Below are 22,860 nucleotides of genomic sequence, written 5' to 3'. Positions count from 1 at the left end.
TTTATCGTTTGCGGTCACGATTTTAGACCGCAAACTCTCAGAGAGCAAACAAAAAACGTCAAAGTTGTAGGTTTGAGCTCACAATGTGCGTTTTTTACTCGCCTGCAAGATAGCTGCAATCTAGCTCTAAGAAAGCGCTAGTAAGGCTGGCGATTGCAGAGTAAAAACCGAAGTCATCGAGTGTCTGACACTTGGTTGAAAATTTCGGAACCCAGCTCAATAGGTGTTGCTGAATAAACGCTTCTTGCTCTTTTAACGCATCTTCTAAATGACGTTCTTGTTCCAACTCATTTGAGCGAATAATAAGATTGCCAAGAAAGTCGAGTTCGATTGCAAGATGGTCGGCTGGCTCGTTTAGATCTTTTTCAACTGCAACCCCATGTTTCGCCATGAGCTCTTCCATCTCTTTAGCTGGCGTGTCGTTGAGTAATCCCGATTGACCAATGTACATAGAGGCATAAGGAAGGGCAGAGTCTCTATCTGACTTTAAAAATAGATCACAGAAATCTGCGGCGAGTTCCAATTGAGCATCTTCACGATCCATCAAGCGATTGAGCGCATCAGTGACACGGTCAATTGCAGGTTTTAAAGCGGCATTTTCACCCAAACCAGTCAAAAACGCGCGGATTTCAGCGGAATGATACTGCGCGATATTTTCCTCAGTAAGCTCATTGGCAAACAGGCTTGATAGCCACCAGTAAATCTCGGCACGTTTCTCATTAAATGCTTTAATTTCTTGCATTAGGTTCAACTCCTAAAATAACTATCTACTAGTTTAACCAATAAAAATGAATAGGGATAACGGCTTGTGTGATAAGTTACCATCAATTATGAATGAATGTTAATGAGTGGGTGACTTTTGTCTTGAATCAAGAAAAAATCATCTTTCTTAGTTTTAAAGTGATAATTACTAGAAATGTTACTATTTATGAATAGAATACAATTTTAGAGCAATTCCCAATGTAAATTAAGTGGTGTAGATGAGCTATCATGTACTAGTTGTAGAAGATGACGCAGTCACGCGTAGCAAACTCGTTGGTTACTTTAAGAACGAAGGTTATAACGTGAGTGAGGCTGAAAGCGGCGAGCAGATGCGTCATACGCTACAAAACAATGCGATTGATTTGGTGATGTTAGATATTAATCTTCCTGGTGAAGATGGATTAATGCTAACGCGCGAACTTCGCAGTCAATCTGACATTGGAATTATCCTGGTAACAGGACGCACGGATAGCATCGATAAAATTGTTGGCCTAGAAATGGGCGCAGATGATTACGTCACCAAACCGTTTGAGTTACGCGAACTTTTGGTTCGAGTTAAAAACTTATTGTGGCGTATCTCTTCTGCCCGCAACGCATCTGCAACACTAGACGCAGCGCAGCAAGACGACAATGTAGTACGTTTTGGTGAATGGACATTTGATGTTCAACGACGTGCATTAAGTCGCAATGGAGAGCCAGTAAAACTCACTAAAGCTGAGTATGAATTGCTGGTTGCACTCTCTTCATACCCTAATCAGGTATTGAGCCGTGAGCGTATTCTCAACATGATTAGCCACCGTGTCGACGCACCGAACGATCGTACCATTGATGTGCTGATAAGACGTATGCGAGCGAAAATGGAATTCGATCCAAAGAACCCTCAGATCTTTGTGACGGTTCATGGCGAAGGTTATATGTTTGCAGGCGACTAGTCGCTCTAGATGAATTAAAAAAACCGAGGCATTTGCCTCGGTTTTTATTTTACAGTGATGACAGCAAGTTGCTAAACGTTGCTCTCTGAAGCCTGCAAAGCTTTCTCTTCATAGTCTGACGCCCAGTCTCGAAGCGTCTGCCAAATACGACCCAATGTCTCGTGCCAATAACGTTCAGTTTGCTCGAGGTAGACCGCTTTTGGCGCATATTTCGCCCAGAATTCGGTTACATTCTCATGCGCTAAGTAGTTAGTTGGAGCGGCATAAGGTTTTAAACCTGCTGAGTGGAACTCATTCAGTGCACGCGTCATATGGCTTGCTGAAGTCACCACAACCAGCTTTTTGTTTGTCACAAAAGCTGCTGCTTGTCGCGCTTCTTCCCACGTATCTTTTGCTGTTTCAAGCAAAATGATGTCGGACTTAGACACACCAAGTGCGAGCGCGACTTTGGCCATCATTCGTGCATTACTCACTTCTGAACCTGCGGTGTAACCAGATAAGATAAGCTTGGCGCCTGGGTAGATGCGTAAAATTCGAATACCTTCTGTGAGGCGCATCAAACCAGAACGGCTTAACTCAGATGTTGGTGGTATTTTATCGTCGACAACGTGGCCGCTGCCCAAAACCATAACATAATCGATGGGCTCATCGACTGGGAAAAACGCCGAATATTGGCGCTCTAGTGGCATCAATAGACGAGATGAAACGGGTTGGAAGGCGATCAGGAAAATGCCAATAAAAGAGAATAGAACAACAAAGCAACCTGTCTTCTGCTTTCGAGTAAACATGATCAACATTAGCCCGAATAGGCCAATGATGAGCAGGGCCGGCAAGGGCATTAGCAAAGAAGACACAACTTTTTTCAGCTCAAACATACGAAATAGTCCGAAAAAACATCAATTGATTATATTTTAAGAGAAAGCCTCTTTATTCCTGCTTTTCTTGTGACAGAATAGCAGCACGATTAGACATGATAACTCAAGCTGCTGTGACTGAAGACCGCAATTTCGACGATATTGCCCACAAATTTGCAAAAAATATTTACGGTTCTGACAAAGGCGAGATTCGTCAAGTCATTGTTTGGGAAGATCTTCAACAGATACTTCATGCCGTAGATGGTGCGAAACAACCACTGAATGTGCTGGATGCTGGGGGCGGCTTGGCACAAATGTCACAAAAGCTTGCTAAACTCGGACATCACGTCACGTTATGTGATCTATCTTCTGAAATGCTGCAATTAGCAGAGCATGATATTGCAAATAATGAACTGCTTGCGCAGTATCGCTTCATTCATTCGCCAGTCCAATCGATTGATCAACATCTCGACACTCAAGTAGATATCGTTTTGTTTCATGCAGTCATGGAGTGGTTGGCAGACCCGAAACCGGCATTAGAAAAAGTGCTTGAGCAGGTGAGAGCTGGTGGTATGGCTTCCATCATGTTTTATAACCACCATGGGCTGGTCTACAAGAATGTTGTATGTGGCAATATTCCCCATGTTCTTGACGGGATGCCGCATCGTAAGCGTTTTAAATTACAACCGCAAAAAGGCTTAAAACCCGAAGAGGTATATCAGTGGATAGAAGACGCTGGTTTTTCAATTTGCGGTAAATCTGGTATTCGTTGTTTTAGTGACTACATAGGCAATATGGAGTATATGGGCGACTACCAGTATGAAGATGTGTTGGCACTAGAAAGACAATTGTGCAGACAAGAGCCATACCTCTCGTTAGGCCGATACATACATGTATGGGCGAAAAAGAAAGATAAGCAGGACTAACAATGAGTGAGATGACTCTAAATGCTGCAGAGCAGCCGATCGACGAGTTGGTCGGCTGGGTAAAACAGCACGATTTCTCATTGAATCTGACCACAGAGCGCTTGGCATTTTTGATCGCTATTGCTGTGCTCAGTAACGAAAGGTTCGATGAAGAGTTAGGTGAAGGTGAACTGCATGATGCGTTTACCATAGTGACTCGATTATTCGAAGAAACAGGGGATGCATCTGCGTTCCGTGCAAACAACGCCATTAATGAAATGGTGAAACAGAGACTAATCAGCCGCTTTACCAGTGAAATTAACGACGGAGCAAGTATTTACCGTTTATCGCCTCTCGCGATCGGTATTACTGACTATTACGTTCGCCACAGAGAATTTTCTAAGCTTAAATTATCTATCCAATTATCTATGGTTGCAGATGAAATGGCGAAAGCGATTGAGTCTGCACGTCAGGGTGGCACACCTGAGCATTGGCGCAAGAATGTTTACGGAGTCTTAAAATACTCGGTGGGAGAGATTTTTGACCAAATCGACTTGAACCAACGTGTGATGGATGAGCAGCAACAGTCGGTCAAACTTCAAATTGCGGAGCTACTGAACAAAGATTGGCGAGATGCGATAAACAACTGTGAGTCGCTGCTGTCTGAAACGTCCAACACGCTTAGAGAGTTGCAAGATACGCTCCAAGCGGCGGGTGATGAACTGCAAACTCAGATTCTTGATATTCAAGAGCTGGTGTACGGTGATGATGAACTCGAATTTATTGCCGAAACACTGTTCGCACTGCAAATGAAACTTGACCGCATCACAAGCTGGGGTCAACAAGCGATTGACCTTTGGATTGGCTATGACCGCCACGTCCACAAGTTTATCCGTACCGCGATTGATATGGATAAGAACCGAGCGTTTAGTTCGCGTTTACGTCAATCGATAAAAGATTATTTCGATATGCCTTGGTATCTGACTTATGCAGATGCTGAGCGTCTAACTGACCTTCGTGATGAAGCTCTAGTACTTCGCGATGATGAAGTCACAGGCCAAGTGCCGCTAGAGGTAGAATACGAAGAGTTCCAACAGGTCAATGATGAATTGGCAGAACGCATTGGCAATATGCTCCGAGTTCATAAAGAACAGGGTACCGCCATTGATCTTGGTATCGTGCTACGCGATTACCTAGCTCAGCATCCGCAGACTCATCATTTTGATTTAGCACGAATTGTTATCGACCAAGCAGTACGCCTTGGCTATTCCGAGTCAGATTATCAGGCAATTCAGCCAGACTGGCAGGCGATCAACGATTTTGGTGCAAAGGTACAAGCAAATGTCATCGACCGATACTAATGAATACATGCCAGATAATCTGGTAAAAGCAATTTCGAACCCTCTGTTCCCAGCGCTTGATAGCATGCTGCGAGCAGGCCGTCACATTTCCAGTGAAGATCTCGATAACCACGCACTGTTGTCAGACTTCGAAGTTGAGCTGAGCTCTTTTTATCAGCGTTACAACACAGAGCTAGTTAAAGCACCTGAAGGCTTTTTCTACCTTCGTCCACGTTCAACCTCTTTGATTGGCCGCAGTGTTCTTTCCGAACTGGATATGCTGGTGGGCAAGGTGTTGTGTTTCTTATATCTAAGCCCTGAGCGCTTAGCTCATGAAGGTATCTTTACCAACCAAGAGTTGTATGAAGAGCTGCTTGCTCTTGCTGATGAATCTAAGCTAATGAAGCTTGTGACCAACCGAGCGACAGGTTCAGACTTAGACAAAGAGAAACTGTTCGAAAAAGTACGTACGTCTCTACGTCGACTACGCCGTTTAGGCATGATCATCAATATTGGTGAAACGGGCAAATTCAGTATCAGTGAATCGGTATTCCGCTTCGGGGCAGATGTACGCATCGGCGACGATATGCGTGAGGCACAACTGCGTCTTATCCGCGATGGTGAAGCGGTTGTCCATACCAAAGAACCAAGTCAGGGTAGCCTCCTTGAGCGAAATAATGATGACAATGATGATCAAGCCGAAGAGCAAATGTTAGAAGAGGGTGAAGCATGATTGAACGCGGTAAATATCAATCGCTAACCATGGTCAACTGGAACGGCTTTTTTGCGCGTACATTTGATATCGATGGTCTAGTAACAACGCTTTCTGGCGGTAACGGTGCAGGTAAGTCTACGACCATGGCGGCCTTCATCACGGCACTGATCCCAGACCAAACCTTACTTCACTTCCGTAATACCACAGAGGCGGGCAGCAATCAGTCATCTCGTGATAAAGGTCTTTACGGTAAGCTGCAAGCGGGTGCCTGTTACGCTGCGCTTGACGTGGTTAACTCACGAAATCAACGCTTACTGTTTGCCGTCAAGCTACAGCAAGTGGCAGGCCGTGATAAGAAAGTCGACATCAAGCCATTTGTTGTACAGGGTTTACCAAGCCATGTTAAACCTACCGATATTTTAATTGAGAGCGTGTCGGCAACTCAGGCACGTGTTCGTCAGATTAACGAAGTAAAGGAAGCGGTCGGACAATTCGAGGGTGTGCAGTTTAAAGCGTTCCCTTCCATCGTTGACTACCACTCGCAAATGTTCGAGTTTGGCGTTATTCCGAAGAAACTACGTAACTCCAGTGATCGCTCTAAGTTCTACCGCTTAATCGAAGCGTCACTGTACGGCGGTATTTCAAGTGCGATTACTCGCTCACTGCGAGACTACTTGCTACCGCAAAATGGCGGCGTGAAGAAAGCGTTCCAAGATATGGAATCAGCGTTGCGTGAAAACCGTATGACGCTTGAAGCGATCAAAACCACTCAAGCCGATCGTGACCTGTTCAAACACCTTATCACTGAGTCAACCAACTACGTGGCAGCAGACTACATGCGCCATGCAAATGACCGACGCAACAAACTAGAGCAGACTCTATCTTTACGTAGTGAGTTGTTTGGTTCACGTGCAACGCTAATCGAGCACAACAATCTACTTAACAGAGTGCAAGAAGAGCTTGAGCTGCTGGTTGAGTCTGAATCTGCTTTAGAGCAAGACTACCAAGCGGCGTCTGACCATCTGCAATTAGTGCAAAATGCTTTGCGTCAGCAAGAAAAGATTGAGCGTTACCAAGAAGATCTCGAAGAGCTCAACGAGCGTCTTGAAGAGCAGTTGATGGTGGTTGAAGAAGCGCAAGAGCGTGTCGCGATGGCCGAAGAGCAAGCGTCTGTTTCTGAAGAAGAAGTGGATAGCTTGAAGAGTCAGTTAGCCGACTACCAGCAAGCGCTGGACATTCAGCAAACCCGTGCGCTGCAATATCAGCAAGCGGTTGAGGCGCTAGATAAAGCAAAACAACTATTGGGTAACGAAGGCTTAACTGCTGAATCGGCGCAAGTGCTTGTTTCTGAGTTGAAAGCGCAAGAAGCCCAAAGTACGACAGAGTTGCTCGCAACTAAGCATAAATTGGATATCTCATCAGCTGCTGCTGAACAGTTTGAATCCGCTCTCAAGCTGGTTGCAAGTATTGTCGGACATGTAGAGCGTAAAGAGGCTTCAACGGCCGCGAAAGCCGCGATTGAACAGAGTCGTGAAGCACAGCGCATCGCTCAAAATGAACAGCAATGGCGAGCACAGCATCGTGATGTGGAACGTCGTTTACATAAGCAACGCCAAACTCAGGAACTGGTCACTGAATATCAAAAACAGCATCAAGTAGAACTGACCGATGAAGCGACGTTTGAGATCGAGCGTGAACGTCACGTTCAACAGATCGAATCTCTAGAGATATCTCAAGAAGAGTTGCGTGAGCAACGCAGTGAGCAGCGCCGTCTAGAGCAAGATGCATCCGCTGAAATTAACAGGCATGAAGCCATTGCTCCAACTTGGATTGCTGCGAATGATGCCCTCGAATCACTTCAAGAGCAAAGCGGTGTAGAACTGTATGACAGTCAGGCTGTCATGAGCCATATGCAAGTCGTTCTAGAGCAAGAAAAACAACAGTCTATCGCCAAAGATAAACTGGCTGAACGTCGTAGCAAGCTTGAAGATGAAATTGAACGACTCGCGTCTCCTGGTGGTTCTAACGATCCGCGCCTGAAAGGCTTAGCCGATACCCTAGGTGGGGTTCTGCTGTCCGAGATTTATGACGATATCACCATTGACGATGCGCCGTATTTCAGTGCGATGTACGGCCCAGCTCGCCATGCGATTGTTGTATCAGACTTGTCTGGTATCGAAGAGAAGCTGGTTGAATTAGATGACTGCCCTGAAGACCTCTATATCATTGAAGGTGACATCGATGCATTTGATGACAGCTCATTTGATGCAGAAGAGCTTGAAGGTGCGGTATGCGTGAGAATGAACAATCGTCAGATGCGTTATTCGCGTTTGCCAGAAATTCCTTTGTTCGGTCGTGCCGCTCGTGAGCAACGTTTGGAACTGCTGCGCAATGAGCGCGAAGAGGTCGTAGAGCAGCATGCTAAAGCGGCATTTGATTCGCAAAAACTCCAACGTCTGTACCAAGCATTCAACAACTTTGTGGCTAAACACATTCAGGTTGCGTTTGAACCAGACCCAGAGCAAGCATTGATCGTAGTACGTGAAAAACGCGGCCAATTAACACGAGCTTTGGCAGATCTAGATGCCAAAGAGCAGCAGCAACGTAGTCAGTTATTGGCAAGCAAGCAAGCGATATCCGCTCTCGATAAGATTGCGCCAAATATGGCTCTTATTGAGGATCAGGCACTACTTGCTCAGTTTGAAGAACTGGAGCAAAACATTGCCCAACTGACAGACGCCAAAGCGTATATTGCTCGTCATGGTAAGGCGATTGCTGAGCTAGAAAAAATTGCTTCAGCGCTGGAAGCTGACCCTGAGCAGTTTGATACTTTGGAAGCGGAATACCACGCGGCTGACCAAAAACTTCAACAGCTGAAAACCCAGATTTTTGCTGTGGCAGATTTGGTTGAGCGTCGTCATTACTTCGCTTACTCAGACTCAGTCGATTTGTTGAATCAAAGTAGCGAATTGAGCGAGCAGCTCAAATCGAAACTGGTCGAAGCGGAACGTATGCGCACGCGTTCACGCGAGGAGTTTAAACAGGCTCAAGGCCAGATGAACCAATACAACCAGGTGCTAGCCTCACTCAAGAGTTCGCATCAGGCGAAGCTTGAGACGGTTCAAGAGTTCAAACAAGAGTTACAAGAATACGGTGTCACGGCTGACGAAGGTGCTGCTGAACGCGCTATGCGTCGTCGCGATGAACTGCAAGAGCGTTTGCATACTTCACGTTCTCGTAAGAGTGAATACGAGCGCACTATCACTGCGACAGAACTTGAAATGAAAGCGCTGGCAAAACGTCTCAAGAAAGTGCAGAAAGATTACGTTGATCTGCGTACATTTGTCGTTGCAGCGAAAGCAGGTTGGTGTTCAGTACTTCGCCTAGCACGTGAGAATGATGTGGAACGTCGCCTTCACAAGCGTGAACTGGCTTACATGTCCGCAGATGAACTGCGTTCTATGTCGGATAAATCGTTGGGCGCATTGCGTCTTGCGGTCGCCGACAATGATGATCTGCGTGATGCGCTGCGTCTTTCTGAAGACAATGCACGTCCAGAACGCAAAGTCTTGTTTTATATTGCCGTATACCAGCATCTTCGTGAGCGTATTCGTCAGGACATTATTCATACTGATGATCCTGTTGAAGCTATCGAAGAGATGGAAGTGGAACTTGCGCGTCTAACCGAAGAACTGACACAACGTGAAAACCGTTTGGCAATCAGCTCGGATTCTGTTGCGAGCATCATTAAGAAGACGATTCAGCGTGAGCAAAACCGTATTCGTATGCTTAACCAAGGTCTGTCCAACATATCATTTGGTCAGGTCAAGGGCGTTCGACTCAACGTTAAGATCCGTGAAAGCCATGAAATATTGCTTAATGGCTTGTCTACAGGACAAGAACAGCACAAAGATCTCTTCGAATCCACGCGTTACACGTTCTCTGAAGCGATGGCGAAGTTGTTCCAACGTGTTAATCCACATATCGACATGGGACAGCGTTCTCCTCAGGTTCTGGGTGAAGAGTTACTGGACTACCGTAACTATCTGGAATTAAGTGTGGAAGTTAACCGTGGTGCAGATGGCTGGCTTCAAGCGGAGTCAGGGGCGCTATCGACAGGTGAAGCCATTGGTACCGGTCAATCGATTCTATTGATGGTTGTACAGAGTTGGGAAGAAGAGTCTCGACGTCTACGTAGCAAGGACATTGTACCTTGTCGTCTATTGTTCCTTGATGAAGCAGCACGTCTTGATGCTAAGTCTATCTCAACTCTGTTCGAGTTGTGTGACCGTCTCGGCATGCAGTTACTTATCGCTGCACCAGAGAATATCAGCCCAGAGAAAGGGACAACGTATAAACTGGTGCGTAAGGTGTTCAAAGATCATGAACACGTGCATGTCGTAGGATTAAGGGGGTTTGGACAAACCAAGAAAGCCAAGAGTGAAGTCCAGCAACTGGTCGAAGAGTTATAAGAGACAAGAAAGCCCGCGAAAGCGGGCTTTTTTTGTCGTTAAAACAGAGCTATCTAGGAATCTCTTTGGCGAAGATACCGAACTGACGCGCGGCATAAGCGACGCGTTCGGCTGGCTTCGGATACTCAGCGGGTGAACCAAGACTCTCGATATGATGAAGGCGAGGCAATAAGCCAGCGCCGTTAGCGATTTGAATAGCAAGTCCAGGACGAGCATTCAGTTCTAGCACCATTGGACCTTCCTCTTTATCAAGCACCATGTCGGTACCCATATAGCCGAGCCCAGTCATTTCCCATGCACTTGAAGCAAGGATCAGTAGCCGTTCCCAATGAGGTACTTGAAGGGTCGCTAACTCCATACCGGTGTCTGGATGGTGGGTAACAGGTTGGTCAAACTGTACAGCTCGGACAGCACGGCCTGTCGCGATATCAATGCCCACACCAACGGCACCTTGGTGCAAGTTTGCTTTACCGTCAGAGGCGGCAGTAGAGCAGCGCATCATCGCCATTACCGGATAACCTTTGAAGACGATGATGCGCACATCAGGTACGCCTTCGTAGCTGAAACCTTCGAAACAGTCATCAAACTTAATCAAATTCTCCACAACAGCAACATCGTTTTTGCCGCCTAAGGAGAAGAGCCCCGCCAATGCGTTACTGATATGACGCTCTACATCTTCTTGATTAATGGTGGAACCCGAAGGTTTGGTGTAAACGCCATCTTTATGTGACGTGATAACCAAAATACCTTTACCACCACTACCTTGGGCTGGTTTGATCACAAAGCCAGGCCAGTTCTTGACCATTTCATGAATGGTTTTAACTTCAGCCTGATTGCGAATCACACCAATCAGTTTTGGTACCGTAGCGCCGGCCGCTTCAGCAATGATTTTGGTTTTGAGCTTGTCGTCAACCAGCGGATACTTTGAACGGTCATTGTATCGGCCAATGTAGCTGTGGTTGCGCTTGTTCATGCCCATAATGCCTTTGTGGCGGAGCTTGAACGGCGATGTATATTTCGAAAACATTACTTACTCCTCCGCTAGCGGTTTAAAGCGACGGAGTTCAGTTAAGCGGTAACCTGTGTAAGTACCTAGCAGCAAGATAGCCGCTAACACGATCAACTGTAGACCGATAAAGTTAAAGGTTAGGTGCTGAATGAATGGGTTCGTCATCGCGAGATAAACCAGCACAGCAGTGAGCAGTGAGCCACCGCCTTGCAGCACGACTTCCTTCGCGCCTTCTTCTTCCCAGAGAATGGACATACGTTCAATCGTCCAAGAAAGAATAATCATAGGGAAGAAAGTAATCGATAAGCCTTCGGTTAAACCAATCTTAAACGCGACAACGGTAAACACTGAGATGATCATAATTACCGTGATGATCACCGCCGATATCCTCGCGACTAACAGTAAGTTGAGCTTCGATAGATAACTTCGAATGATAAGGCCCGTACCGACGATCAGCAAGAAGCCAACAATACCCGTAACGAGTTGAGTCTGAACAAAGGCTACGGCAATCAACACCGGCATAAATGTACCTGAGGTTTTCAGACCGATAATCACACGCAAGAACACAACGATCAGAGCGCCAATCGGGATCAGCATGATGGTTTTAAACATCGCTTGTTCTTCGAGAGGCAAGCTGTGAATCGAGAAGTTTAATAGACCATCTGCGAGTACTTTATCTTTGGTTGCTTGTGATGGCGTAATATCCTGCGCGATCATAGAGAAGTGAACCTGACTGTTTTGACCGCCCACTAAATCAAGTAGTGACACATTAGATTCATCCCAGACCAGAATGTTGTCAGAAATGGCAGGGTTAGCGTTGTTTGGATTAAACAGAACCCACTGTTTACCGTTCCATACCTGATTCATGTGCTGGATAGTTTGTCGACGACGGCCATCTTCTAGCTCGATAACGCCAACGACTTTACTTGGTACTTTGGCGTAAGCAAGGATTTTTGCCACTGCGTCTACTTTGCTCATGCGGTTCAGCAGTAGTGAAGCATTTTGGCTCTCTGAATCGTTGATTGATTTGATCAACTCGCGAGTGAAGGTAATGTCGTCAGCAGAGCGTTGATTCGCACGTTCAATCAACGCAAGAACGGCAGCTTCTGCGGGGCCATCAAAGGTTGGTTGAGTCATTTCGTTAGTGGGTGGCGTTGATTCGACCTTAGCTTGAGGGTCAACCAAGAACTGAGCTTTATAGTAGATGGTTTGTGGTCCTGTGGCCTGACGTACTGACCACTCGGCGCGGCGTCCTGATTCAGTTTCTACGTATGAAAGACCGTAACCAGGAGAAGAAGATGATTCATCAATTAAGGTGAAGCCTGTCTGAGTATGAGGTGCAGCTAATGAGGCTTTGACAGGCTTGGATTGACCACTAAATTCAATGCGAGCCTCAATGTCCCAGACCTGACGTGCTTCGCCTGGTGTCCAAGGAACGCCATAATTCTGGTGGCGGAAGATGCTCAATGCAATACCAGCAACAATTAATAGGGCAACTGATATATAAAAAGGGATTTTTGAAGTCATAAGCTTACGCTACCTTGTTATTTTTCTTGGTTTTCCGTATGGATGTATTTTTTACTTACATCAACGACAGCTATATCACGGATGAATTCGCGTCCTAGTAGTACAGGATGACTCATCTGAGAACGATCCGCCAAGGTAAATTGCGCTTTTTCATGGATTTTTCCGAGTTTAACCCACAATTCAATCACCGCTCGTCTTTCGACTTCTTCATTGGTTGATTGGCGAATTTTTACGAAACGAAGAATAGGCGCTTCGATCCAGTTAGATTCATCAAGCGTTTTCTCTCCATCTGAAAGATGGAAGCGCACCCAATTCTTACCATTGCGCTCGAACTCTTCAATATCGATAGCGTTGAGTGATGATGTCGCAGCTCCGGTATCAACACGCGCGTCAAAAGATTGCTTGATTGAATCAATGGTGACTTTTTCTACTTCGCCGAGCACGATGCCATGAGTCGGTGTTGGTTGGGCAGGAGCTGGGGTAGTGAGGACGACTGGCGCCGCAGTTTTACGGACTTCATTCATCGCTTCAGTTCTGAAATCGGACAACTGCTGTTCAAGTAAGTTGACCTGATCCTCAAGACTCTCGATGTAATCAGACTGGTTGCTCAATTGCAAAGCTAGGTTTTCGTATTGAGTGGTGAGATTTGTTTCTGAAGCCTGAATGGCTGCAAGTGTTTCTTGGTGGAGCTGTTCGCTGTTTGTCAGCGTACAACCAGAGACTAGCATTATGGCCATTAAAGGGGTCAATCTTGTCAACATTGAGAAACCTGAACGTAAATAGAATTATTAATTAAATAAGAAGTTTAGCGTATATATTTTATCGCAAACAAGCAGCAATTGGATTGATGCTCTCAAAATTTGAGGAAGGGATGATCATACGCAAAAAATAAGGATGCTGAGCATCCTTATTATTGTATTGGCTATTGGATACGAGAGAAACGTTTTCAAGTCGAACTTGGGTTAACTCTCTGTCAATATTTATGGTTTTTTAGCAACCAGAATCGCGCGTCTTGGTGCTGGGTGACCTTCGACGGTTTTCGATGGGTCATTCGGGTCTAAGTAATCAGGCAGAGAGTTGTGAGTCATCCACTCCGTGGTACGTTGCTCTCCAACGCTTGTGACATTTTCATCGACAATACGCACATCGACAAAGCCCACTTGTTCCAACCAAACCTTGAGCGCTTTTGCTGACGGGAAGAAATAGACGTTACGCATCTGAGCGTAGCGATCAACAGGAACAAGTACAGAAGTCTCATCACCCTCGATAACTAATGTCTCTAACACCAGTTCGCCACCAGAGACCAGTTGGTCTTTCAATTGGATAAGATGATCCAGTGGAGAGCGGCGATGATAGAGCACACCCATGCTAAACACAGTGTCGAACGCTTCCAGTTTAGGAAGTTGTTCTATACCTAGAGGTAGCAGATGCGCACGCTGATCGTCACCCATCAGTTTACGTATCGCTTCAAACTGAATCAGAAACAGGTGAGAAGGGTCGATACCGACAGTGAGCCGAGCGCCTTCACCCAGCATGCGCCACATGTGGTAACCGTTACCACAACCGACATCAAGCACACTTCTGTTTTTCAGTGGTGAAATGTGTGGCAGAACGCGATCCCATTTCCAGTCACTGCGCCACTCGGTGTCAATATGAATGCCGTGAACATGGTACGGGCCTTTACGCCACGGATGGAATGTGCGCAACAGGCTTTCAAGCTTGTTCAACTCGCCTTGATGAAAAGGCGTGTCATTGGCAAGAGTGACAGAGTTTTTTAGATCGACTTGGTCAGGCGAGCCTTGTGGGATCTTGTTCAATGCTTTGACCCAGCGACCAAAGTCACCATGTTCCGCATTTTGCCAGTCGGTTAGCTGCTGAGGGAGTACGTTTAACCAAGGTTGAAGGCGTGTATCTTGAGCAATCAACTGGTAGAAATTAGCAAAATTAAACATAGTCTTATCACTGATATTAAATTAAAAATTTGACACAAAATGAGTGAGTCGAAAAATTTCTCGCTATTTAATCGCGAACATAGAGCCAAAGTTAAAGCATTGGAACCAGACATCGTAGCTAGTGAAGCCAATCGCTTTAAAACGCGCTTTGTGCTCTTGCTTAGAGTCAGGACGCATTACGTTTTCGATGGCACTTCTCTTTTGGCTGATCTCAAGTTCGCTGTAGCCATTGGCCCGTTTAAAATCATGGTGGAGATCAATCAGAAGCTCATTGGACACTTGGTCTTCAAACACGTACTTCTCAGACAGAATTAAAATCCCACCTGGACGTAAACCAGCGTAGATCTTTTCAAGTAAGGCATATCTGTCTTCAGGAGACAAAAATTGCAGGGTAAAGTTAAGTACCACAACAGAGGCATTTTCAATCTCAATATTGCGGATGTCCGCTTCTACGACTTCCACTGGCGTGTCACTTCGATACGCGTTTACGTGTAGCTTACAGCGTTCTACCATCGCAGATGAGTTATCTACGGCGATGATTTTACAGCCTTCTTGATTGATGTGACGGCGCATCGAGAGCGTTGCAGCACCGAGTGAACAACCTAGGTCGTAGATGGTTGAATGCGGCTTGACGAAGCGTTCCGCCAGCATACCAATCGCTGAGATGATATTGCTGTAACCAGGTACTGAGCGTTGAATCATGTCTGGGAACACTTCGGCGACACGTTCATCAAAGGTGAAATCCCCAATTTTATCGATTGGAGCCGAAAAAATAGTATCTGGATTGCTCTTAGGGTTCATACTCGGTTCTCACTAGATGTCGGCTTGGTCGCCAACATGGTCTACAGCTATTAAAAAGGCGCGTATTTTATGAGAAATAAACGTCTGTGTCATGTTTTGTGGTGATTCTGTTTAGAACATCTGAAGCTGTGATACGCCATCGTCTGCTGGAAATGGTGATAAGTCAGGCAAAAGGGTCTGTTGCTGCAAACTCTTATACAAGGTTGCAGCCAGCTCCGGAGCGATAAGGTTATCCGACGTGTGAATAAACAAATATGGCTGTTTTCCCTGCGCTATCCATTGAGGCAGTTTAGCTAACCATGGCTGAAAAAAGGCGAGATTCTTCTCTTCTTGTGGGTGGCCAATAAAACGCACCATCGGCTGACTTGCCGTGGCGATGGCATGGACAGGCACTTTGGGTTTTTTCTGTTGGGCGTCAAGCAAGGACTCGTAGTGGGGGTGTGTTGGCTCAAGTGGTTCAGAGAACACAGGGCGGCTGTCCATGATTATGCGATCGTAATTGTTTTCGATCAGCCACTGATTCAAGGCAATTTCCGCTTCGCCTTTAGCAAAAAAAGCCGGATGGCGCACTTCAACACCGATAGGAAAGTTGGGTGGAAATAGGGCACAAAATTTCTTTAATATATCGAGATGCTCGGGTGAAAACGCAGCGGGAAGCTGGATCGTCCATTGACCAATCCGATCATGCAGCGGTTGCATGATGTGCATGAACTCTTTCAACTGACTTTGGCTGCCTCGAAGCATTTGTTGATGAGTAATAGCTTGGGGTAGCTTGAAGGTGAAACGAAACTCGTCGTGAGTGGCTGCTTTCCAATTATTGACAGTGCTTAATGTCGGGGTTGCATAGAAGGTGGTATTCCCCTCCACGGTATGAAAGACGCGCGCATATTTTTCTAGCCTTTCAGAGGGTTTAGTCCCTTTTCCATAAAAGCTTTGCTGCCAATTGTTGTGAGACCACATGGTCAGCCCGAGTCTGACGGGTAAACGGTCCATATTTTGTACTTAACACCCATGATTTGATTAGAAGAATAGAGCTTTGCCGAACCACCCATTATGGGGCTATAATCAGCGCCAATTATCTTACATTGATGCTGTTTTACGCCTTTATTGCTTTAAAAAGCATCAATAGATGATAAATCGCAATAAATTGTATGCTGGGTAGTCGATCTCGACCAACTTTCAGCGTATAAATGGAACTTTGCTCTATCGGTAAAGTTAACACCGATAGATAGTAATCAACAAATTTAAAGAGATTGGGAAATTCATTATGCGTACCCATTACTGTGGTCACCTGAACAAGTCCCTTGCAGGACAAACTGTAGAACTTTGCGGCTGGGTTAACCGTCGTCGTGATCTAGGCGGTCTTATTTTCATTGATATGCGAGATCGTGAAGGCGTAGTTCAGGTTGTTGTCGATCCAGATATGGCAGACGCGTATGAAATCGCAAACACTCTACGTAATGAGTTCTGTATCAAACTAACTGGTGAAGTACGAGTACGTCCTGAAAGCCAAGTGAACAAAGACATGGCTACGGGTGAAGTGGAAATTATCGCCAAAGGTCTAGAAATCATTAACCGCAGTGATGTTCTACCACTGGACTTCAATCAGAAGAACTCAGAAGAGCAACGCTTAAAATACCGTTACCTGGATCTTCGCCGTCCAGAAATGAGTGACCGCATCAAACTACGCGCAAAAGCGTCAAGCTTTGTCCGTCGTTTCCTAGATGACAACGGTTTCTTAGATATCGAAACGCCAGTTCTGACGAAAGCGACCCCTGAAGGCGCTCGTGACTACTTGGTACCAAGCCGCGTTCATAAAGGTAGCTTCTACGCATTACCACAGTCTCCACAGCTATTTAAACAGCTGCTAATGATGTCGGGCTTTGACCGTTACTACCAAATCGTTAAGTGTTTCCGTGATGAAGACTTGCGTGCAGACCGTCAGCCTGAATTCACTCAGATCGATATTGAAACGTCATTTATGTCGGCTGATGAAGTTCGCGCGACAACTGAGAAAATGATCCGTGAAATGTGGCAAGAGCTGCTTAACGTTGATCTCGGTGAATTCCCAGTAATGCCGTTTAGCGAAGCTATCCGTCGTTTTGGTTCTGATAAGCCAGATCTACGTAACCCACTAGAGCTTGTAGACATCGCTGACCTAGTGAAAGACGTTGAGTTCAAAGTATTCTCAGCGCCTGCTAACGACGAAAAAGGCCGCGTTGCTGTTATTCGTGTACCAGGTGGCGCGTCACTAACACGTAAGCAAATTGATGCTTACGGCGAGTTCGTTGGTATCTACGGTGCGAAAGGTCTAGCTTGGATGAAGGTTAACGACCGTGCAGCAGGCATTGAGGGTATTCAGTCTCCAGTGGCTAAGTTCCTAAGCGAAGAGGTGATCAACGGCATTCTAGATCGTACGCAAGCTGAAACTGGCGATATCATCCTGTTTGGCGCAGACAAAGCAAACATCGTTGCTGAAGCAATGGGTGCTCTACGTCTGAAACTAGGTAAAGATCTAGAGCTAACCAATGAATCTGCATGGGCGCCGCTATGGGTTGTTGATTTCCCAATGTTTGAAGAAGACGACGAAGGCAACTTGCATGCAATGCACCACCCATTCACATCACCTCTAGGTGTTAACGCGGAAGAGCTAAAAGCGAACCCAGCAGCTGCGAACTCTAACGCATACGACATGGTGCTAAATGGCTATGAAGTGGGCGGTGGTTCAGTACGTATCCACAACGCAGAAATGCAAGCAGCAGTATTTGACATTCTAGGTATCGATGCACAAGAGCAACAGCTTAAGTTTGGCTTCCTATTAGACGCACTTAAGTTCGGTACGCCTCCACACGCAGGTTTAGCCTTCGGTCTTGACCGTCTAGTTATGCTGCTATGCGGTACTGAGAACATCCGTGATGTTATTGCGTTTCCGAAAACAACAGCGGCTTCATGTCTACTGACCGATGCTCCAAGCCTAGCGAATCCGGCGGCGCTTGAAGAGTTGGCTATCGCTGTCACAGCAGCAAAAGAAAAAGACGCGGAATAATTTTCGAGTCACATCAATCTATTTGCAGCCGCTTGGAAACAAGCGGCTTTTTTACATTCAAAGCATGAATATTACGCGTCTTTGTGTTAAAAATACGTAACACTTTTGGGTAATAGATACAGATATGAACGATCACCTGATTCCATGCGACGCAACCTACCAACTTAGGCGCAAAGTCTTAGTTGGTATGTGTGTTGTTTTAGGCGGGACATCATTGTTATTCGGCTTAGCCAATGTTTTCTATTTTGGAAAAAACGCGACGTTGTTGGGTATTATAGAGCTTGTTTATTTTGTCGTCTCTTTTACCATGCTTCAGTATGTAAGAAAATCGACTCAGCCGAATTGGTTTCTTGGATTCCATTGTGTTGTTCTAACCTTTTTAATCAGTTATGGAACATACGTTAGCCGAACAGAGAGCACGGTTTATTTGTGGGCGGTGGTGTTGCCAACCGTATTCTATCTCGCGTTAGGGATCAGGATTGGATTTATTTGTAGTCTTATTTTTCTCTGCTTAGAGGTCACAGTTCTCTATTATTCGCTCGGTGAGCAGTTGATGACTTATTTTGCGACATATTTGAATCTCGTCATGGCATACATATTTGTCTGGGCGATTTCTCACGTCTATGAAGATAGTCGCGCACGAGGGGTTGAACAACTTAATTCTTTGGCACATCAAGATGCGCTAACGGGTGCACAAAACCGTTTAGCTTTAGTCACGACGTTCAAACAAAACCCACTATCGCTCAATGGCTGTTATCTGTTTGCATTAGATTTGGATGATTTCAAGGCGATCAATGACAACTATGGTCATGCTGGTGGAGATGAGGTGTTAAAAGAGGTCGTCAGGCGTTTAGATAAAGTCGTCACTCGCCAACAAATTTATCGAATGGGAGGCGAGGAGTTTGTCGTCCTTCTCGAACCCAAACGAGTGGCCGACGTTGGATTGCCTCAATTGATTGAGCAGTTACAAAGCAGTGTCATGGAAAGTCCAATAATTTTCGACTCACGGAACATTCATGTCACTTTCAGCGCGGGAGTTGAGCAATTCACCCTTAATGAAGGTCTAGACAAGACGTTGTCTAAAGCAGACAACGGCCTGTACTTAGCCAAAAAAGCAGGGAAGAAGTGCTCCTTTTTTCAAGGAAAAGCGGTCGCTTAACTCGATTGCTGCTGTGCAATTAGAGCGTTATTTCTTTCCATTCCCCAGGTTGTAAATCACCCAGCGTGATCTCTCCGATAGAGTGACGGATTAATCGTAAAGTTGGAAAACCTATGTTGGCTGTCATGCGACGAACTTGACGATTGCGGCCTTCAACAATGGTGATTGCTAGCCAAGTTGTTGGAATATTTGCGCGGAAGCGAACGGGTGGGGTGCGTGGCCACACGTTCGGTTCAGGCATAATCTCAACGCCAGCAGGCAGTGTCATTCCATCTTTCAGTTCAACCCCTTTACGCAGCTTGTCCAAATCATCTTCGGAAGGTGCGCCATCGACTTGTACCCAATAGGTCTTAGGTGATTTAGAGCTAGGCTGAGTAAGTTTGGCTTGTAGAATGCCATCGTTCGTCAATAGCAGTAAACCTTCGCTGTCTCGATCGAGTCTGCCTGCGGCATAAACACCTTTCACAGGAATAAAGTCTGCCAAAGTCTTTCGTCCGTCACCATCCGTAAACTGGCTTAAAGTGTCAAACGGTTTATTAAACACGATGACCTTTCGATCTTGCAGCGAGATTTTTGGCTTATTTGACGGAGAGGCTTTACGAGCATTGGAAGAAGGTTTGTTGGTTCGACCATTTGAGTTTTTGTGTTTAAAACCAGAGCGTTGCTTTCTCGATGTCGCAGAGGATGAGTCACGGCGAGTGCGTGATGACATGTTAACTACCTTGCAAAAATGTAAATAAAGTGTGTTGTAAAGTTTCTTCAGCGGCTTAGATGAGCTATCATTTGCGCGCCCGAAAACAGGATTGTTGAACAAGATAATAGACTATTATCATGTTTTTGTTTAATTATAACTAACCGCACTCAAGTCACTCGCTGTGAAGCGACCAAAACAAAAAGAGACGGACAAAACGCGACAAGTGAGGGGATGAATAATCAACTTGTTGCCGGCCATTTACACAAAGCTACTCATCCGATGGCTTTGCTAGAACAAATAGGGAAATTTCATGCCTACAGAAAAACCTACAATTATTTACACCATTACTGATGAAGCACCTGCGCTAGCGACATATTCACTTCTTCCAATTATTCAGTCGTTTACTGCTTCTTCAGGTATCAACGTTGATACACGTGATATCTCTCTAGCTGGGCGTATTATTGCTAACTTCCCAGAGCACTTAACTGAAGAACAACGCATTGGTGATGCACTGACTGAACTTGGTGAGTTGGCTAAAACACCAGAAGCAAACATCATTAAACTACCTAATATCTCAGCTTCTATCCCTCAGTTGAAAGCCGCGATTAAAGAGCTTCAAGAAAAAGGTTACAACCTACCTAACTACCCTGAAGAACCAAGTACGTACGAAGAAGAAGCGATCAAAGCAACGTACGACAAAATTAAAGGTAGTGCGGTAAACCCAGTTTTGCGCGAAGGTAACTCTGACCGTCGTGCTCCTCTATCTGTAAAGAACTATGCGAAGAAGAACCCACATTCAATGGGTGCATGGTCTAAAGATTCAAAGTCACACGTTGCTAGCATGGCAGACAACGACTTTTTCGGTAGTGAAAAATCTCATACCGTTTCAGGTGAGACAAAAGTTGCCATTGAGTTTGTTGATGCAGCGGGTTCAGTAAAACAGCTTAAAGCACCTTTTGCTCTGCAAGATAAAGAGATTATCGATTGCTCAGTAATGAACAAGAAAGCCCTAGTGGAGTTCTTTGAAGCGCAAATCGAAGAAGCAAAACAGCAAGACGTATTATTGTCTCTGCACATGAAAGCGACAATGATGAAAGTCTCTGACCCAGTGATTTTTGGTCATGCTGTTAAAGTGTACTACAAAGACGTATTTGCGAAATACGGCGACCTATTCGATAAGCTTAGCGTTGACGTAAACAACGGTCTGGGTGATGTGTACGCTAAGATTCAAGCGCTTCCTGCGGCACAGAAAGAAGAGATTGAAGCGGCTCTACAGGCTGTTTACGAAACTCAACCGCCTTTGGCGATGGTTGACTCAGATCGCGGCATCACAAACCTACATGTTCCAAGCGACATCATTGTCGATGCTTCTATGCCAGCAATGTTGCGTTCGTCGGGTCAAATGTGGGGACCAGACGGCAAGCAGAAAGACACTAAAGCGATGATCCCAGATCGTTGCTATGCAGGCATCTATCAGGCTGTGATTGATTTCTGTAAAGAGAACGGTGCATTCGATCCAACGACAATGGGCAGCGTACCAAACGTTGGTCTAATGGCTCAGAAAGCCGAAGAGTACGGTTCTCATGACAAGACCTTTATCCTAGATGCAGCGGGCACAGTGCGCATCGTTGATGCATCCGGTGCAGTGCTACTGGAGCAATCAGTAGAAGAAGGCGATATCTTCCGTATGTGTCAGGTTAAAGACGCACCAATCCAAGATTGGGTCAAGCTTGCAGTCACTCGTGCACGTGCAACGGGTGCGCCAGCGGTCTTCTGGTTAGATGAAAACCGCGCTCATGACGCTCAGCTGATTGAGAAAGTAAACCAGTACTTGCCTCAACACGATATCGAAGGTCTAGAGATCAAGATCCTTGCTCCACTAGAAGCTTGTCAGTTCTCTTTAGAGCGTATCAAACAAGGCCTAGATACGATCTCAGTAACGGGTAACGTTCTTCGTGACTACCTAACTGACTTGTTCCCGATTCTTGAGCTTGGTACATCAGCGAAGATGCTATCCATCGTTCCGCTCATGAACGGTGGCGGTCTATTTGAAACGGGTGCGGGTGGTTCTGCTCCTAAGCACGTTCAGCAGGTAGAGAAAGAAAACCACTTACGTTGGGATTCACTAGGCGAGTTCCTCGCTCTTGCCGCTTCTCTTGAGCATCTAAGCACAGTAACAGGCAATGCTAAGGCGCAAGTACTGGCAGACGCTCTGGACAAAGCAACAGGTGACTTCCTAGATAACAACAAGTCTCCTTCGCGTCGAGTAGGTGAGTTGGACAACCGTGGTAGCCATTACTACCTAGCAACATACTGGGCACAGGCACTCGCGTCACAATCTGACGATGCTGAACTTGCTGCTGAATTTGCGCCAATCGCTCAAGCACTAGCGGCGCAAGAAGAGAAGATTGTTGCAGAATTGAATGATGCACAAGGTGTCGCTGGTGACCTAGGTGGCTACTATGCACTTGTGTTTGAAAAAGCGTCAGCTTTGATGCGCCCAAGCGAGACACTTAACGCAATCATCAACGGCTAAGTCAGACATTCGATACAACAAAACCCGCTGAAAAGCTAACTCCTATCACTTAACGTGTTCGCAACACACTGGATAGCAAACCATACTGTTGCGAACGACCCCTCTGTAGCAGTGGGGTATTTTCTGATTTTTCATAATTTGTGATAATTCACAGTC

General features: G+C 45.8%; 17 protein-coding genes. 8 read left to right on the top strand and 9 right to left on the bottom strand.

The annotated features are described in order from the left end of the window. Positions 1-94 precede the first annotated feature (94 nt). Positions 95-742, bottom strand: a complete 648-nt coding sequence (gene torD, locus QTN94_RS09485) for a molecular chaperone TorD (RefSeq protein ID WP_331427508.1) — start codon at positions 740-742, stop codon at positions 95-97. A gap of 238 nt (positions 743-980) precedes the next feature. On the opposite strand from torD, the gene torR reads away from it, so the two are divergent. Continuing rightward, positions 981-1,694: a two-component system response regulator TorR gene (torR, locus tag QTN94_RS09480; protein WP_138972416.1), complete on the top strand. Its 714-nt coding sequence runs from the start codon at positions 981-983 to the stop codon at positions 1,692-1,694. 71 nt (positions 1,695-1,765) lie between these two features. Here torR and elyC read toward each other — a convergent pair whose 3' ends face one another. Further along, positions 1,766-2,569, bottom strand: a complete 804-nt coding sequence (gene elyC / locus QTN94_RS09475) for an envelope biogenesis factor ElyC (protein WP_331416018.1) — start codon at positions 2,567-2,569, stop codon at positions 1,766-1,768. Positions 2,570-2,664: 95 nt separating this feature from the next. Here elyC and cmoM point away from each other — a divergent pair, with 95 nt between their 5' ends. Genes cmoM through mukB form a run of 4 tightly spaced genes read left to right on the top strand, consistent with a single transcriptional unit; the run spans position 2,665 to position 9,980 of the window. Beyond that, entirely contained in the window at positions 2,665-3,474 is an 810-nt protein-coding gene (gene cmoM / locus QTN94_RS09470; protein WP_331427507.1) for a tRNA uridine 5-oxyacetic acid(34) methyltransferase CmoM, read from the top strand. A gap of 2 nt (positions 3,475-3,476) precedes the next feature. Beyond that, entirely contained in the window at positions 3,477-4,814 is a 1,338-nt protein-coding gene (gene mukF, locus QTN94_RS09465) for a chromosome partition protein MukF (protein WP_331416016.1), read from the top strand. Then, positions 4,795-5,526 carry a chromosome partition protein MukE gene (gene mukE / locus QTN94_RS09460; RefSeq protein ID WP_171052214.1) on the top strand — a complete coding sequence of 244 codons (732 nt, stop codon included), beginning with the start codon at positions 4,795-4,797 and terminating at the stop codon, positions 5,524-5,526. Before mukF ends, mukE begins: the two co-directional genes overlap by 20 nt. Then, positions 5,523-9,980 (top strand): chromosome partition protein MukB, encoded by a 4,458-nt coding sequence (gene mukB / locus QTN94_RS09455; RefSeq protein WP_331427506.1) that lies wholly within the window; start codon positions 5,523-5,525, stop codon positions 9,978-9,980. Before mukE ends, mukB begins: the two co-directional genes overlap by 4 nt. Before the next feature lie 49 nt (positions 9,981-10,029). Here mukB and QTN94_RS09450 read toward each other — a convergent pair whose 3' ends face one another. The 6 genes from QTN94_RS09450 to QTN94_RS09425 all read right to left on the bottom strand — a co-directional run bounded on the left by QTN94_RS09450 (position 10,030) and on the right by QTN94_RS09425 (position 16,262). Beyond that, positions 10,030-11,007 carry an alpha-L-glutamate ligase-like protein gene (locus QTN94_RS09450; RefSeq protein ID WP_138972421.1) on the bottom strand — a complete coding sequence of 326 codons (978 nt, stop codon included), beginning with the start codon at positions 11,005-11,007 and terminating at the stop codon, positions 10,030-10,032. Positions 11,008-11,010: 3 nt separating this feature from the next. Next, positions 11,011-12,516 (bottom strand): inactive transglutaminase family protein, encoded by a 1,506-nt coding sequence (locus QTN94_RS09445; RefSeq protein ID WP_331427505.1) that lies wholly within the window; start codon positions 12,514-12,516, stop codon positions 11,011-11,013. A 17-nt stretch (positions 12,517-12,533) separates the two neighbouring features. Next, positions 12,534-13,277, bottom strand: coding sequence for an ATP-dependent zinc protease family protein (locus QTN94_RS09440; RefSeq protein ID WP_331427504.1), 744 nt, complete (start codon positions 13,275-13,277; stop codon positions 12,534-12,536). Positions 13,278-13,496: 219 nt separating this feature from the next. Continuing rightward, complete coding sequence (gene cmoB, locus QTN94_RS09435; protein WP_269377182.1) at positions 13,497-14,468, bottom strand: tRNA 5-methoxyuridine(34)/uridine 5-oxyacetic acid(34) synthase CmoB; 972 nt, start codon at positions 14,466-14,468, stop codon at positions 13,497-13,499. Positions 14,469-14,531: 63 nt separating this feature from the next. Continuing rightward, positions 14,532-15,269: a carboxy-S-adenosyl-L-methionine synthase CmoA gene (gene cmoA / locus QTN94_RS09430; RefSeq protein WP_138972425.1), complete on the bottom strand. Its 738-nt coding sequence runs from the start codon at positions 15,267-15,269 to the stop codon at positions 14,532-14,534. A 111-nt stretch (positions 15,270-15,380) separates the two neighbouring features. Further along, entirely contained in the window at positions 15,381-16,262 is an 882-nt protein-coding gene (locus QTN94_RS09425; RefSeq protein WP_331427503.1) for a DUF72 domain-containing protein, read from the bottom strand. Between the two features lie 274 nt (positions 16,263-16,536). Between QTN94_RS09425 and aspS the strand changes: the two genes are divergently transcribed. Further along, on the top strand, positions 16,537-18,315 hold the full coding sequence (gene aspS / locus QTN94_RS09420; RefSeq protein WP_138972427.1) for an aspartate--tRNA ligase: 1,779 nt from the start codon (positions 16,537-16,539) through the stop codon (positions 18,313-18,315). A gap of 124 nt (positions 18,316-18,439) precedes the next feature. Continuing rightward, the gene (locus tag QTN94_RS09415; RefSeq protein WP_331427502.1) at positions 18,440-19,474 is read left to right on the top strand and encodes a GGDEF domain-containing protein; all 1,035 of its coding nucleotides are present in this window, start codon (positions 18,440-18,442) and stop codon (positions 19,472-19,474) included. Positions 19,475-19,493: 19 nt separating this feature from the next. On the opposite strand, the gene QTN94_RS09410 is transcribed toward QTN94_RS09415, so the two are convergent. Continuing rightward, positions 19,494-20,186 carry a pseudouridine synthase gene (locus QTN94_RS09410; protein ID WP_331427501.1) on the bottom strand — a complete coding sequence of 231 codons (693 nt, stop codon included), beginning with the start codon at positions 20,184-20,186 and terminating at the stop codon, positions 19,494-19,496. A 292-nt stretch (positions 20,187-20,478) separates the two neighbouring features. Here QTN94_RS09410 and QTN94_RS09405 point away from each other — a divergent pair, with 292 nt between their 5' ends. Beyond that, entirely contained in the window at positions 20,479-22,704 is a 2,226-nt protein-coding gene (locus QTN94_RS09405) for an NADP-dependent isocitrate dehydrogenase (protein WP_331427500.1), read from the top strand. The last annotated feature ends 156 nt before the right edge of the window (positions 22,705-22,860 follow it).

Source organism: Vibrio sp. M250220, assembly GCF_036533795.1.
Taxonomy (GTDB): Bacteria; Pseudomonadota; Gammaproteobacteria; order Enterobacterales; family Vibrionaceae; genus Vibrio.
The sequence above is the reverse complement of the archived record's forward strand: the minus strand, read 5'-3'. Positions and strand labels throughout refer to the sequence as shown.